This is a genomic window from Providencia sp. JUb39 (assembly GCF_012272845.1).
GTDB classification, from domain to species: domain Bacteria; phylum Pseudomonadota; class Gammaproteobacteria; order Enterobacterales; family Enterobacteriaceae; genus Providencia; species Providencia lanzhouensis.
On the sequence record NZ_JAAWXD020000001.1, the window covers coordinates 2,922,838 to 2,937,104 of the forward strand.

General features: G+C 42.5%; 13 protein-coding genes. 8 read left to right on the forward strand and 5 right to left on the reverse strand.

Annotated elements, in window-relative coordinates; all coding sequences use genetic code 11:
• Nucleotides 1-12 precede the first annotated feature (12 nt).
• The 4 genes from HFU86_RS13720 to HFU86_RS13735 are packed head-to-tail and all read left to right on the forward strand — an operon-like array spanning nt 13 to nt 3,680.
• Nucleotides 13-1,062, forward strand: coding sequence for a hemin-degrading factor (locus HFU86_RS13720; protein ID WP_132495732.1), 1,050 nt, complete (start codon nt 13-15; stop codon nt 1,060-1,062).
• Nucleotides 1,063-1,077: 15 nt separating this feature from the next.
• The gene (locus HFU86_RS13725; RefSeq protein WP_187129482.1) at nt 1,078-1,899 is read left to right on the forward strand and encodes a heme/hemin ABC transporter substrate-binding protein; all 822 of its coding nucleotides are present in this window, start codon (nt 1,078-1,080) and stop codon (nt 1,897-1,899) included.
• Nucleotides 1,896-2,897 carry a FecCD family ABC transporter permease gene (locus HFU86_RS13730; RefSeq protein WP_132495736.1) on the forward strand — a complete coding sequence of 334 codons (1,002 nt, stop codon included), beginning with the start codon at nt 1,896-1,898 and terminating at the stop codon, nt 2,895-2,897. The genes HFU86_RS13725 and HFU86_RS13730 overlap by 4 nt, the downstream gene beginning before the upstream one ends.
• A gap of 3 nt (nt 2,898-2,900) precedes the next feature.
• Nucleotides 2,901-3,680, forward strand: a complete 780-nt coding sequence (locus HFU86_RS13735; RefSeq protein WP_036951109.1) for a heme ABC transporter ATP-binding protein — start codon at nt 2,901-2,903, stop codon at nt 3,678-3,680.
• Nucleotides 3,681-3,736: 56 nt separating this feature from the next.
• Here the strand turns inward: HFU86_RS13735 and HFU86_RS13740 are convergent, their stop codons facing one another.
• The gene (locus tag HFU86_RS13740) at nt 3,737-4,654 is read right to left on the reverse strand and encodes a bestrophin family protein (protein ID WP_132495738.1); all 918 of its coding nucleotides are present in this window, start codon (nt 4,652-4,654) and stop codon (nt 3,737-3,739) included.
• A gap of 503 nt (nt 4,655-5,157) precedes the next feature.
• Between HFU86_RS13740 and HFU86_RS13745 the strand changes: the two genes are divergently transcribed.
• Nucleotides 5,158-6,099, forward strand: coding sequence for an ATP-grasp fold amidoligase family protein (locus HFU86_RS13745; protein ID WP_187129483.1), 942 nt, complete (start codon nt 5,158-5,160; stop codon nt 6,097-6,099).
• Nucleotides 6,100-6,180: 81 nt separating this feature from the next.
• On the opposite strand, the gene HFU86_RS13750 is transcribed toward HFU86_RS13745, so the two are convergent.
• Nucleotides 6,181-7,323 (reverse strand): MFS transporter, encoded by a 1,143-nt coding sequence (locus HFU86_RS13750; RefSeq protein ID WP_187129859.1) that lies wholly within the window; start codon nt 7,321-7,323, stop codon nt 6,181-6,183.
• 795 nt (nt 7,324-8,118) lie between these two features.
• The gene (prpR, locus tag HFU86_RS13755; RefSeq protein WP_187129484.1) at nt 8,119-9,696 is read right to left on the reverse strand and encodes a propionate catabolism operon regulatory protein PrpR; all 1,578 of its coding nucleotides are present in this window, start codon (nt 9,694-9,696) and stop codon (nt 8,119-8,121) included.
• Nucleotides 9,697-10,006: 310 nt separating this feature from the next.
• Here prpR and prpB point away from each other — a divergent pair, with 310 nt between their 5' ends.
• The 3 genes from prpB to HFU86_RS13770 all read left to right on the forward strand — a co-directional run bounded on the left by prpB (nt 10,007) and on the right by HFU86_RS13770 (nt 13,595).
• Nucleotides 10,007-10,897, forward strand: coding sequence for a methylisocitrate lyase (gene prpB, locus HFU86_RS13760; protein WP_187129485.1), 891 nt, complete (start codon nt 10,007-10,009; stop codon nt 10,895-10,897).
• Between the two features lie 74 nt (nt 10,898-10,971).
• Complete coding sequence (gene prpC / locus HFU86_RS13765; protein WP_187129486.1) at nt 10,972-12,126, forward strand: bifunctional 2-methylcitrate synthase/citrate synthase; 1,155 nt, start codon at nt 10,972-10,974, stop codon at nt 12,124-12,126.
• 14 nt (nt 12,127-12,140) lie between these two features.
• Nucleotides 12,141-13,595, forward strand: a complete 1,455-nt coding sequence (locus HFU86_RS13770; protein WP_132495748.1) for a bifunctional 2-methylcitrate dehydratase/aconitate hydratase — start codon at nt 12,141-12,143, stop codon at nt 13,593-13,595.
• 86 nt (nt 13,596-13,681) lie between these two features.
• Here the strand turns inward: HFU86_RS13770 and HFU86_RS13775 are convergent, their stop codons facing one another.
• Nucleotides 13,682-13,849, reverse strand: a complete 168-nt coding sequence (locus tag HFU86_RS13775; protein WP_187129487.1) for a hypothetical protein — start codon at nt 13,847-13,849, stop codon at nt 13,682-13,684.
• The gene (locus HFU86_RS13780; RefSeq protein WP_336431773.1) at nt 13,837-14,205 is read right to left on the reverse strand and encodes a type II toxin-antitoxin system RelE/ParE family toxin; all 369 of its coding nucleotides are present in this window, start codon (nt 14,203-14,205) and stop codon (nt 13,837-13,839) included. The genes HFU86_RS13775 and HFU86_RS13780 overlap by 13 nt, the downstream gene beginning before the upstream one ends.
• Nucleotides 14,206-14,267 lie beyond the last annotated feature (62 nt).

The window sequence follows — 14,267 nt, forward strand, 5'->3', positions numbered from 1 at the left end:
AAGGAGAAACCTGTGAATTCAGCACTTTTCGAACGTTATCAACAAGCCAAAGCAGATAATAAAGCTAGGTATGCGAGAGACCTCGCTGCTTATCTGAATGTTTCTGAAGGGGAATTACTGCATAGCCGCGTTGGGCGCGATAAGGCTAAACGCCTGAACATTGATGCGCCAACGTTATTAACTGCTTTGGAAGCTGTCGGTCCAGTCAAGGCTATTACCCGTAATGAGTATGTGGTCCATGAGCAAGTCGGTCGCTATGAGAATGCTAAATTTAGCCCTCATGGCGGTTTAATTCTCAATCCACGCGCACTGGATTTGCGTATGTTTTTCTCTCATTGGGACAGCATTTTTACGCTCTCTGAAGAGGCTAAACGAGGTGAACGTCATAGTATCCAATTCTTTGATAAACATGGCGATGCACTGCACAAAGTGTATACCACTGATGAAACCGATATGGATGCATGGAATGCGCTTATCGAAAAATACATGGCCACCGAAAACCCACTATTAACCGTTGAAAAAGTACAACCGCACCACGCACAGCCAATCAGCGATGAGCTAAAACAACAGCTTGACCAAGAGTGGCGCAATATGACGGATGTTCACCAATTTTTCATCTTATTGAAGAAAAATAACTTAAGCCGTCAACAAGTGTTCCGCGCGGTCAGTGATGATTTAGCTTGGCAGGTGCCAAATGATTCATTCAGTCAGCTGGTTAACACTGCTTTCGCTGATCAAAACGAAATTATGATTTTCGTGGGTAACCGTGGATGTGTACAGATTTTCACAGGCAAAATCAAACGCTTGATGCCACACCAAGCAGAAGGTTCTGACACCAAGTGGCTGAATATTTTCAACCCTGATTTCACGCTGCATATGATTGAAAATGGTGTTGCAGAGTGTTGGGTCACTCGTAAACCAACAGAAGATGGTTTTGTGACAAGCCTGGAAGTGTTTGATGACCAAGGCAATCAAATCGCACAAATGTACGGACAACGCACTGAAGGGACGCCAGAGCAAGAACACTGGCGCCAGCAAGTCATGTCCCTGCCAAGAATCTAACACAGGTATTTGACGATGAAACAATGGCTTCTAATGGTAATCACACTGGCAACCTCATTGGTTGCCCATGGCGCTGACCGTTTAGTGACACTCGGTGGCGATGTAACTGAAATTGTCTATGCGCTCGGCGCACAAGATAGTCTGGTTGGGCGCGACAGTAGCAGTTTACATCCCGAGCAAGCAACTAAGTTGCCCGATGTCGGCTATATGCGAACACTGAACCCAGAAGGCGTGCTCTCTTTGCGTCCAACGTTGGTGCTCGCCAGTGAGCTTTCCCAACCTTCAATTTCATTAACCCAAATTGAAAAAAGCGGCGTTAAAGTGATTAAAGTGACAGGAAAACCGAAATTAGAAGCCATTCCTGAGAAAATCACCACTATCGCACAGGCAGTGGGATTACCCGAAAAAGGGAAAATATTAGTCGAACAATTTAATGCCGAGCTACTCGCCATCCCCACCAGCCCTCTGAATAAAAAAGTGGTTTTCTTAATGAGCCATGGTGGAATACAACCGATGGCAGCTGGGCAAAAAACGGCAGCCGATAGCATGATCAAGGCCATTGGTGCACAAAATGCAATGCATAACTTCTCTAGCTATCGACCACTATCTCAAGAAGGTCTTATTTACAGCCAGCCAGACCTCGTCGTGATCTCTGAGCAAGGTGTGAAATCCATAGGTGGCGTTGACAAAGTTTGGGAATTACCGGGGTTAGCACTCACTCCTGCAGGAAAAAATCGTGCTCTTTTAGTCGTGGATGATACTGGCATGCTTAGCTTCAGCTTAAGCACCCCCAAAGTCATGCAGCAGTTAAGAGAGGCGTTAGAAAAAAGCGAATGAGCCGTTTTAAGCACCCTTTATTTAAAATTTTGATGTTATTGGTGCTACTGGGGGCAGTCACTGTGGCTGCCTCCACCGCTGGTGCAATTAACTTACCGTTAAAAGCGCTTTGGTTTGCACCATCAACCGATCCTGACTGGCAAATTTGGCTCACCATTCGTCTACCAAGAGTGTTACTCGCCATTTTAGTGGGGTTAGCTTTAGCGGTTTCCGGTGGGATGATGCAAGGATTATTTCGCAATCCTCTCGCCGACCCCAGTTTATTAGGGATAAGCAGTGGTGCCGCATTGTGTGTGGCAGCATTCATCATTTTACCGTTCTCCTTACCCACATTAATGCTCAATTACGGTCATCTTGGCGCAGCATTCGTTGGCAGCTTAGCGGTTTCACTGATCATTTTTAGCCTCAATCGTATGTCTAATGGCAATTTGGCACGGCTGCTATTAGCAGGAATTGCCATCAATGCCCTATGTATGTCGCTAATTGGGGTACTGAGCTATATGAGTAATGACCAACAGTTACGCACATTTAGCTTGTGGATGATGGGGTCATTAGGCAATGTGAATTGGACATCGCTAGCGATTGCCGCCAGTGTGATTCTCCCCACTTGCTTACTCTGCTTTTGGCAAGGCAATACATTGAATATTCTGCAACTAGGGGATGAAGATGCCCACTATTTAGGGATAAATGTTGAACGCAGTAAGTTCGTTTTATTATTCCTAAGCGCCCTATTAATTGGCTGCGCCGTTGCTATGAGTGGTGTGATTGGCTTTATCGGGCTCGTTGTTCCTCACTTAATCCGTATGACATTGGGACCCGATCATCGTTGGCTTATTCCTGGTTCTGCCATTGTGGGTGCTTGCTTACTCTTAGTTGCCGATACCCTTGCTCGCACTTTAGCCGTTCCCGCAGAAATCCCCGTGGGCTTATTAACGGGTTTGATTGGCGGACCTTACTTTTTATGGCTAATACTGCGGCAACCCGCAGGAAGGATCTAACCGATGCCCAATTTACTCGATGCTAAAAACCTCAGTTATCGTATTAATAATCGAACATTAATCGATGATATCAGTTTGTCTATACAGCAAAATCAAATGGTGGTGATTATTGGTCCTAATGGTGCCGGCAAATCCAGTTTATTGAAATTGCTTACAGGCTACACATCTCCCTCTCAAGGTGAGTGTCAGCTAGAAGGTCGCCCATTACCTGAATGGGAACCGCAAAGCCTTGCTAAAAAACGCGCCGTGATGAAACAGCATAGCCATTTACAATTTGCGTTCAGTGTTGAGGATGTTGTGGCGATGGGAAGAACGCCTTACGGTTCTGAACATAAGCAGCGCGCTATTGATATTGCGATGGAGCAAACCCATTGCACCCCGCTACGCCATCACGATTATCGCCAATTATCCGGTGGTGAACAGCAGCGTGTTCAACTTGCTCGCGTGTTAGCTCAGTTATGGCAACCAGAGCCAACGCCAGCCTGTTTATTCCTTGACGAGCCCACTTCTGCCCTTGACTTATACCACCAACAGCACAGTTTACGGCTATTGCATCAGCTTACCCGTGAAAGGCCGCTAGGCGTTTGTTGTGTGTTGCATGATTTGAACCTTACCGCGCTCTATGCCGATAAAGTGTATCTTATTCATCAAGGGAAATTAGTTGTGGCTGGAACGCCGCAAGAAGTGTTAACAACCGAGAATTTAACCCAGTGGTATCAAGCGGATTTAGGAGTGCAGCCGCATCCAGAAACGGCAACCCCCCATGTATATCTACGTCATTAATAAACAGTCGCGGCATTCATCATGCTCTATCACATAATGAAGACCGCGACTTAACTTCATAATAAATTGAAGTATTTATTTGGCTTAGGGGGCATCGGTAGTTGCTTAGCGTCAATCATGTCTAGGGCATTGCGTTCAAGCCCCGTGCATAAAGCATTCAGTGGCAAGCTGTTGTCCAGCACATCGAATGGGTCTTCCAATTGCTCCGCTAATGCATCCCACGCTAAAAACGTATAGGAAACAAACACGGAAACCAAAGGCGTCATGTAGTGTAAATCCCCCACCAACGCAAACGGCAATAATGTACAAAATAAATAGACCGTACGTTGCAGGATCAATGTATAAGCGAATGGGATCGGCGTATTCGAAATACGTTCACAGCCACCTAAAACTTCAGATAACCCGTTCACATCTTTATTGATAGACTGAAACAGCACATCGCTGATCAGATTGTTATCTCGCAATGCCCCGACACTCAAACCAATATGCATAAGAATTCGGCTGGTGGGAAAAGGGCTTCTAATAACATCTAAAAAAACATCTCGCGGCAATAAACGATACAAATCTATATTTGGGTTAGTACGTCTAAGTTCGTGATTTAAGCTCCAACTAAACGCAATCAACAAATTAGCAAATGTGCGATGCGCTTCAGGATCATTCGGCAATAATCCTTTTATGTTTCTTAAAATATTACGTTGGTTGGTTAATATTGCGCCCCAAAGCGTTCTTGCTTCAACTAAGCGGCTGTAGCAGGCGTTATTACGGAACCCCAAAAAGATAGCTATTGCTATCCCTAATAAGCTAAATGGGGCTATTGTCAGATGGATCCCTAATTGCTCGTACCATTGATAGATTAAAATAGCGACAATGGACATCATAATATTAAGCGATAATCTAAAGGTAATTTTAGACAACACGGAACCGTGCCAGTCGAACAACCTAAAGAACCAGTGTTGATGCGGGCGAATGACCATAAATTAATAATAATTGAAAGGATAGCTATGTGTGATGATTATCACATAAATTATTTTGGCAATCCATATTTTGATGATCTCATCAGTTTACTCATCTTAAGCTAAATAGTTTAGTAATAAACTATTTAATTGTTTATCTATTCTATCATCTATTTATTATTTTTCATTTTTTAAGATTTCAGGTATTGACTCAGATTAATTTATAATTAATTTAACCTAGGCAATACTGGCATTTGAAATACTTATTTAATTTAAAATTAATAACCAAGTAAATTAAACAATTTATATACAGCACGCAAATATAATCAATTGATTAATTTCTGGTTATATTTTGATTAAATATCAACTAGCTAGCATTGTATTAAGTTAAATCCTTAAGGAACTCTTAATATTAGCGGCAATATTACCGTTATCATTTAATCATCATTTAAAAAATGATTAATATAATTCCAATTATAAAAAAATTAATAAAATTTTAATTTATTAAGAATGGTTGTTTGTTTATGAAAAAAACAGAATATTTTCTAAAAAAATTCCGTGCGCTAATCATGAGTGACAAAAGTTATCTCACGAATAAATTTATTAAAAAATTAGGGTATTACCCTAACTTTAATGCGCCGAAAAGCTTTAATGAAAAAGTGAATTTCCGTATGATCCATGACCGAAATCCACTGCATAGTCAATTCGCCGATAAACTCGCGGTGCGTGACTATGTCACGCAGACTATTGGGCAAGAACATATCGTTCCTATTCTCGCCACTTATCAACATGTGGATGAAATTGATATTACGAAACTGCCCCAGCGCTTTGTATTGAAATGCACCCACGACAGCGGCAGCAGTATTATTTGCACCGATAAATCACAGTTTGATTTACAAAAAGCCAAAGACAAGCTGTCATTCCATTTACTCAAAAATCTCTATTACATTACTCGTGAACGCCATTATAAAAATATTCCTGCGCAGATTATTTGCGAGGAATATATCGATTTGTTTGAGCAGAAAAAGAGAAAGCTAGTACCCGAAACCTGCCGCATTCATTGTTTCTCGGGTAAACCCGTTTACGCAGAAATCGATTATACCGACGAAGATGGCACCGAGTTTATCAACCTTTATGATACGGAATGGCAATTGCAGCCGGTCAGTTTTGGTTATCCTCAAATGCTAGAACCGGTCAGTGAACCAACACAATTTAGAGAGATGCTAAGATTAGCTGAAATTTTAGTGACGCCATTCGATTATTGCCGAGCTGACTTTTTAATGGCAGAAAACAAACTCTATTTTAGTGAACTTACCTTCGCACCCAATGCGGGACGTACCGTGATCTGCCCACTCTCTTGGGACTTTAAACTTGGAGAGTTATGGGAGCAGAAAATCACAACGCCAAACATGCTTCATTCACGCAAACCTGAGCTCGTACTCGCCAACCTCAATAAGAAAAAATAGCCATAAAAAAACGCGCTACTCATTCAAGATAGCGCGTTTTTTTGTTTTCATTACTAGTGGCGAGCAATTTATCAAGCACGGTCAGTTTGCCAATACACTTGCCTTACGACGTAAACTGGCAATCAGCATATAAATTGCCGTCACTAACAGCACAATAAAGAAGAAATTCGTTAACCCGCTATGTTGTTCTAACATTGTTCCCGCTGCGATAGGTCCCATCGCAGAGCCCACACTATAACTAAATAACATCACTTGGGTCGCTGCCACAATAAATGACGAGTCCAAATTATCACACGCTAAAGTGATCGCTATCGGATACAAGGCAAATGATGACATTCCTAGCAGGGCTAGCGCCACAATCATCACCACATAATCTGATGAGATGTAAATCATACCCATCGCAAAAACACCTAATAATGAAACCATGGCTAATAATAAGGTTTTGCTCATCATTACCGACAATTTACTGATCACTGGCTGAATCAACATGCCACCCAAAATAATGGATGCCATCAAAACACCAACTTGATCCGTCGTAAAACTATCTTTTTTCAGGGATAGCGGCATTAACCCATAAATGGTTCCCATCACGATACCGGATACCATACAGCCCATAATGGCTGGCTTACTTAAACGAGTGATCTGCTTAAATGATAATTTTTGATGCAAGCCACTTGCTGGTTGCCCTTGGCGTACCAATAAAGGCGGTAAAATTGCCACTAGCAGTAAGCCGAGTACCACAATAAAAGGAACAACTCCCTGAGTACCAATCACACCAATAGCAAGCTGCCCAAGTGTTGTTCCCCCATATAATGAGGTCATATAGAAACTCAGTCGTTTTGCTCGCTCTTTTGGGTTATCGCCAATCAGTAACCAAGATTCCACCACCACGAAAATCCCTGCTACCGCAATACCCGCAATTAAACGGTTTGGTAGCCAAGCTTCAAGCGTCGGTGTCCATGGCAGTAAAACAACCGTTGCTGCCAACATTAATAGGAAACTAATAAAGGAGAGACGGTGACCAATTTTTGCGATCACGGGCTCAATCATCATTGAGCCAATTAATAAACCAATATAGTAGGCACTCGCTAACCAGCCTGCATATTGTGTATTAATGCCAAAGCTACCCATTGATAGCGGGATCAAGCTCATCAGGTAACCTGAAGCAATAGCAAATAGTGTTAAGCCTGCAACCGGTACAAAGGTATTGTCGCCTTTACGCATTAACATGGTGGACATTTTCACGTCCTACTCTCCAAAAAAATAAGATAAATATTGTGCGCTGCAGACGTCGATAATCACGGCAAAATCATTCATAGAAATGAATATATTTTAGCGACTAGTGCAGTGATGAAATTAAATAGATGAGGCTAATTTGAGCGCAATATAGATCTTTCAAGGCGGGAATGACAATGAGAAAAACTAATGATGACTAGTAAATTTATTTATGTGAGAAAAATCACGTTTTTTTATGCAGTAAAACCCCCTGAAAAATCGCCACAAAAACAAACAATTCATTTATTATCAATATGATAGATGAATAACCGAAAAATCCCTATCGTTACTTTTTGAAACACAATTCTCTGCTTTTATTCCTTCTTCCAAAATATATTTATCACTTTTCTTAAAAAGAAATTTATTCAAAACTAATTTTGCTAATTAATTAGCCTCAAGCTTATCAATATACTTAATTAGTGGTATTCATTATTCATAAATTATTATCTTACTTTAATAATTGTCTTTTGATTGCTTTATAATTGCCTTCTAACTCCCATTTGTCTTCTAACTAGTTTTTGCTGTGGCAAGGCGGTAAGCATCAGTTAGCCTGGGGAGCATACATTAGTATGTGACTCAGGTAACTTATGCGAAACCAACACAGCCACAGTGAAAACTAGGACGAAGCAACAGTCTTCTAACTAGTTCGCGCTGTGGCAAGGCGGCAAATGAGCTAATCCCTAGGAGCATACACTAGTATGTGACTAGGGTTAGCGAGTGAAGCCAACGCAGCTAGAGCGTGAACTAGGACGAAGACAAGCGGCGCCATAAAGTTGTCCGACTGATACCGAGAAACTCCGCCACCGCCTTACGATCCCCATTAAACCTTGCCATCACTTCCTCTAGTGTCTCGGTTCCTTCCTGCGTCTTTGCCGGATTTACCTCTGTTCGCCTTTCTGGCGATAGCATCTTGAGCATGTCTGGATTGATGCTTTTATCCGCATAGGCACTGCAATAGAGCGCGACACGCTCCATTAAGTTACGTAATTCTCGTACATTGCCTGGCCATGAATAGGAGAGAAAAAAGTCTCGACAACTGAGAAGTTGCTTAACTCTAAAGGCTGGAAGAGGCAGTTGTAATCCGGCAAAAGCAAGTTTCAATAATCGTTCTGCAAGCGTGAAAATATCCTCATTACGCTCTGATAGTGCGGGAACTTTCATGCGAAGAACACCTAGGCGATAAAAAAGATCGCCACGGAATTTGCCTTGCGCTACCCATTCATCAAGGTCGCAGTGGGTCGCACAGATAACACGAACGTTAACCTGTAGCGGTCGATATCCTCCTACTCGTACCACAGAACGCTCTTCTAACACACGCAATAACCGAGTTTGTAACGCTATTGGCATCTCGCCGATTTCATCAAGAAAAAGGGTTCCCCCATTCGCTAGTTCAAACAACCCTGCTCGACCGCCTCTGCGCGAGCCAGTAAATGCGCCTTCTTCGTAACCAAACAATTCCGCTTCCAGTAATGTTTCAGGAATGGCACCACAGTTGACGGCCACAAATGGCATTTGCTGTTTACTGCGTTTTTGCTGATTAAACAAACTGTATTCGTGATGAATAGCTTGGGCCACCATCTCTTTCCCCGTGCCACTTTCACCTTGTATTAACACCGTAGCATCTGAACGGGCATACAACATAATGGTTTGCCTAACTCGCTCCATCGCGGGCGACAAGCCAATCAGGTCATTAATTGTGTGTCTAACTTTTGCTGTATTCTGCTGAGGGTAACGTGATTGCTCAGTCACATGGCGATGGGACATTCTGCTAAGTTCGATAGCATCAGAAAAGGCTTGTCGAATGGTCTGTGTCGAGTAGATAAAAATCCCTGTCATACCCATTTCTTCAGCAAGATCTGTAATTAATCCCGCTCCCACAATGACGTTTACCCCCATGGCTTTTAGTGCTTTTAGTTGGGCTCGAGCATCTTCGGCAGTGACATAACTGCGCTGTTCAATCTGTAATCCAAAATTATGTTGAAACTGCTCTAACGCAGGGATAATTTTTTGATAACTAATAATGCCGACTTTATCGCTAATTTCTCGCGCTTTCGCTAATGCTTGCATCACATCAAAGCCGTTAATATTTACAATAATAACGGGAACCGAAACATGACTTTTTAAATAAGCCCCATTAGAGCCTGCGCTGATAATCGCGTCACAGTGTCCTTCTTTTAAACGGCGCCGAACTTCTTCTGCGGCTTGCTCGAAACCAATATTCAGTGGGGTGATGTCAGCTTGAGCACTAAATTCAGGACTAATATCACGAAACAACGTGTAAAGACGAGATACTGACACCGTCCAAATAATGGGCTTATCCATTGTTCTCCTCCACTGGGTTTACTCTACGCTGGGTTTGCTTCGCGCTGTGATGTTTCATTTTTGTTTCATGAAACAATATATCGACTCAATGAAACATGCTAACCAATTGGTTAAAAAATGGCTTTCTTGTCACATAAAAATAAAAGATTTTATCTTATTGATATTTAAAACTTAATAATAACTTCACTCTTTCCTTCTGAACTGGCACGTCAATTGCTATCAACTATATTTAGTAAAAGTCATGTAGTTAGTAAAAGCCATATCGTTAGTAAAAATCATTTACACATGATTAACCAACTCCGAGGTGTTTATGTCTAGCCGTTCCGCAGGTCAAAAATTTCGAGATGCCGTTAACAGCGAATCCCCTCTGCAATTGGTCGGTACTATCAATGCAAACCATGCACTCCTTGCTCAACAAGCTGGCTATAAAGCCATTTACTTGTCTGGTGGCGGCGTTGCCGCTGGTTCATTAGGGATCCCAGATTTAGGTATTTCTACACTGGATGATGTGCTGATTGATATTCGCCGCATTACTGATGTCTGTGATTTGCCGTTAATGGTGGATGCGGATATTGGCTTTGGTCCCTCCGCATTTAACGTAGCCCGTACCGTCAAATCGATGGCGAAAGCAGGTGCTGCTGGGCTGCACTTGGAAGACCAAGTTGGCGCGAAACGTTGTGGTCATCGCCCTAATAAAGAAATTGTGTCCACTCAAGAGATGGTTGACCGAATCAAAGCTGCTGTCGATGCAAGAACAGATGAAAATTTTGTCATCATGGCACGCACTGATGCGCTGGCCGTTGAAGGGCTTGAGGCAGCTTTAGAGCGAGCAAGTGCTTACATCGAGGCGGGTGCAGATATGCTGTTTCCCGAAGCGATTACTGAGTTAGGCATGTATCAGCAGTTTACTCGTCATACGCAAGTGCCTGTATTAGCTAACTTAACTGAATTTGGTCAAACTCCGCTGTTTACTTTAGATGAGTTACGAAGTGTCGGCATTGCCATCGCCTTGTATCCACTTTCCGCTTTTCGCGCCATGAATAAAGCCGCTGAGCAGGTATATACCACCTTACGCCAGCAAGGCACCCAGAAAAATGTCGTGTCACTTATGCAGACTCGTGAAGAGCTCTATAAATCCATTAATTACTATCAGTATGAAGAAAAACTGGATGCGTTATTTTCACAAAATAAAAAACGCTAATTTCTTTTCTTACAGCACATAAACCGTGAATCGAGCAAGTTGTAATCTCTTCTGCCCCCTACAAGGAATCAATGATGAATGAGCAACTTAAAAGTACTGGTTTCAAACCCAAAAAATCAGTCGCCTTATCAGGCGTAACCGCTGGCAATACGGCACTTTGTACCGTAGGCCGAAATGGTAATGACCTCCACTATCGGGGCTATGATATCCACGATTTAGCCACTCAGTGTGAATATGAAGAAATCGCCTATTTACTTATCCACGATAAACTCCCTAACCGCACTGAATTGTCAGCGTACAAAGAAAAACTTAAACCTCTAAGGGGTTTGCCGACAAATGTAAAGCAAACATTAGAGTCCATCCCTGCCAATACGCATCCGATGGATGTCATTCGCACTGGCGTTTCGATGATGGGCTGTGTATTACCAGAAAAAGATGTACATACAGTCGCTGGTGCTAAAGATATTGCCGACCGATTACTTGCATCTCTGGGTTCCATTTTGCTGTATTGGTACCATTTTAGTCACCATGGTCGCCGTATTGAAACCATGACTGACGATGACTCCATTGGCGCCCATTTTTTGCATCTGTTACACGGTAAAAAACCGTCTGCTCAGTGGGAAAAATTCATGCATATTGCCTCTATTTTATATGCAGAACATGAGTTTAACGCCTCAACATTTGCAGCTCGTGTGATTGCTGGAACGGGTACTGATTTTTACTCAGCAATTACAGGTGCCATTGCGGCGTTAAGGGGACCGAAACATGGTGGCGCTAATGAAGTTTCATTAGAAATTCAGCAACGCTATGCCTCTATAGAAGAAGCTGAGCAAGACATCGTGGCTCGAGTTAAAAACTCAGAAGTTATTATCGGCTTTGGTCACCCTGTTTATACCTTGGCGGATCCCCGCCATCCAATCATCAAATCCGTCGCCTTGCAGCTTTCAGAACAAAGTATGAATCGGCATTTGTATACCATTGCAGATCATATTGAATCCGTTATGAAACGTGAAAAAAACATGTTTCCTAATCTCGATTGGTTCTCTGCGGTGGTTTATCACTTAATGGGCGTTCCTACGGCGATGTACACCCCATTGTTTGCCATCGCACGGATTGCGGGATGGTCAGCTCATGTGATTGAACAACGCCAAGATAATAAAATTATTCGTCCTTCAGCAAACTACACTGGCCCAGAAAATAAACTCTTTGTTCCCATTGAACAGCGCTAATTAAGGTAAAAATAATGACCACGCAAACTCAAACGGCTCCACATGTTCAATTTGATAAAGTGATGACGGATATTGTCGATTATGTTATTGATTTTCCTATCACTTCAACGTTAGCATACGATACTGCCTATTACTGTTTACTGGACACACTAGGCTGTGGAATGGAATCACTTGAATATCCGGCTTGCAAAAAGTTATTAGGCCCTATCGTCCCTGGTACACACGTCCCAAATGGCACAAAAGTTCCCGGAACACAATTTCAATTAGACCCTGTTCAAGCTGCATTTAATATTGGAACCTTATGCCGCTGGTTAGACTTCAACGACACTTGGCTAGCCGCGGAATGGGGACACCCTTCCGATAACCTAGGTGGTATTTTAGCCACCGCGGATTGGCTTTCTCGTGAAAATCTCGCTAGAGGCAAAAAGCCGTTAGTGATCCGAGATGTCCTCACAGCCATGATCAAAGCTCATGAAATTCAAGGCTGTATCGCTCTCGAAAACGCGTTTAATAAAGTCGGCCTTGACCATGTCATTCTGGTCAAAGTGGCATCAACCGCCGTCGTGGCTCAAATGCTAGGACTCTCTCGTGAGCAAATTCTCAATGCTGTTTCCCTTGCATGGGTTGATGGTCATAGCTTACGTACCTATCGACACACTCCAAACACAGGCTCCCGCAAGTCATGGGCAGCAGGTGATGCCACCTCGCGCGCAGTTCGCTTGGCACTCATGGCGCAAAAAGGAGAAATGGGCTATCCAACTGCATTAACTGCCAAAACATGGGGCTTTTACGACTCTCTGTTCCGTGGTCAGCCGTTTAAATTCCAACGACCTTATGGCTCTTATGTAATGGAAAATGTATTGTTCAAAATTTCTTTTCCGGCAGAATTTCACGCTCAAACCGCAGTTGAAGCCGCTTTACAATTGCATGAACAACTTAGTTCAATGGGAAAAACCACTGACGATATCGAGTCTATATCAATTCGCACCCATGAAGCTTGTGTGCGCATTATTGATAAACAAGGACCATTACAGAACCCGGCAGACCGCGATCATTGCATTCAATATATGGTAGCAATTCCGCTTATTTTTGGTCGCCTTACCGCATCTGACTATGAGGATAGTATCGCTCAAGATAGCCGAATTGATGCACTACGTGCCAAAATGCATTGTCATGAAGACCCTGAGTTTACACAGGATTATCATGATCCTGACAAACGCTCTATCACCAACGGTCTGACTATCACATTAAAAGATGGGCAAACCTTGAGTGAAGTCGTTATCGAATACCCTGTTGGCCACAAACGCCGCCGCCTAGAAGGTATGCCGCTGTTACTTAAGAAATTCAGAACCAACTTAGCGCGTCAGTTCCCTGAAACTCAGCAATTGCGAATTTTAGCTGCTGCATTGGATAAACCATTATTTGAAAATATGCCTGTTAATGAGTTTCTCGATTTATGGGTAATTTAGTTTTGCTCTGTTGTTGATTTACAGACAGTCAAAGGCTCCACTCCATCGAATACCGTTGACTGTCTGTTCATCACAAATACCACGGTTTATGGCATTTGTGGCACTAGTGTAGAAATATCATCTTGTCCCGTGGTAACATTTTCCGCTGGTACTAATGACGCCATCACTTCTTCCCTTAATTTTTCTACCTCTTCATCAATTTCTTGACGCATTTCTGGTGAACATTTTTCTAGTAACTCGCTTAACGTACCCATAATCCCTCCGGTTTCACTAAGTGAGATGCATATTCCGCATCTGCTGATTTAATCAACTTGATATAAAATTGACTCTCGTCACGACCCTTTTTATGGCCTGCACATAACACAATTCCACAACTTCTTGGATCAAACGCAAAACAAACTCGAATAGGTATCCCCGAAACTTGGATCCTGAGTTCTTTCATATGAATAAATTTAGAAAGTTTTAATCTATCTGCATAAGGGCGCCCTAAATGAGGTCCATATTCAGAAAGAATCAAAAGCATCGAAAGTACTTTCTTTTTTACTTGATAGTTTTGAATCTCTAACCAATCGTCAAACAAAATCCTCGTTCTTATCGTCCATGTCAACAAAACAAATCTCCTTACTTTAAGAAAAAAACTCAACTCTCTGGTTATTAAGAAAAACTCATTTT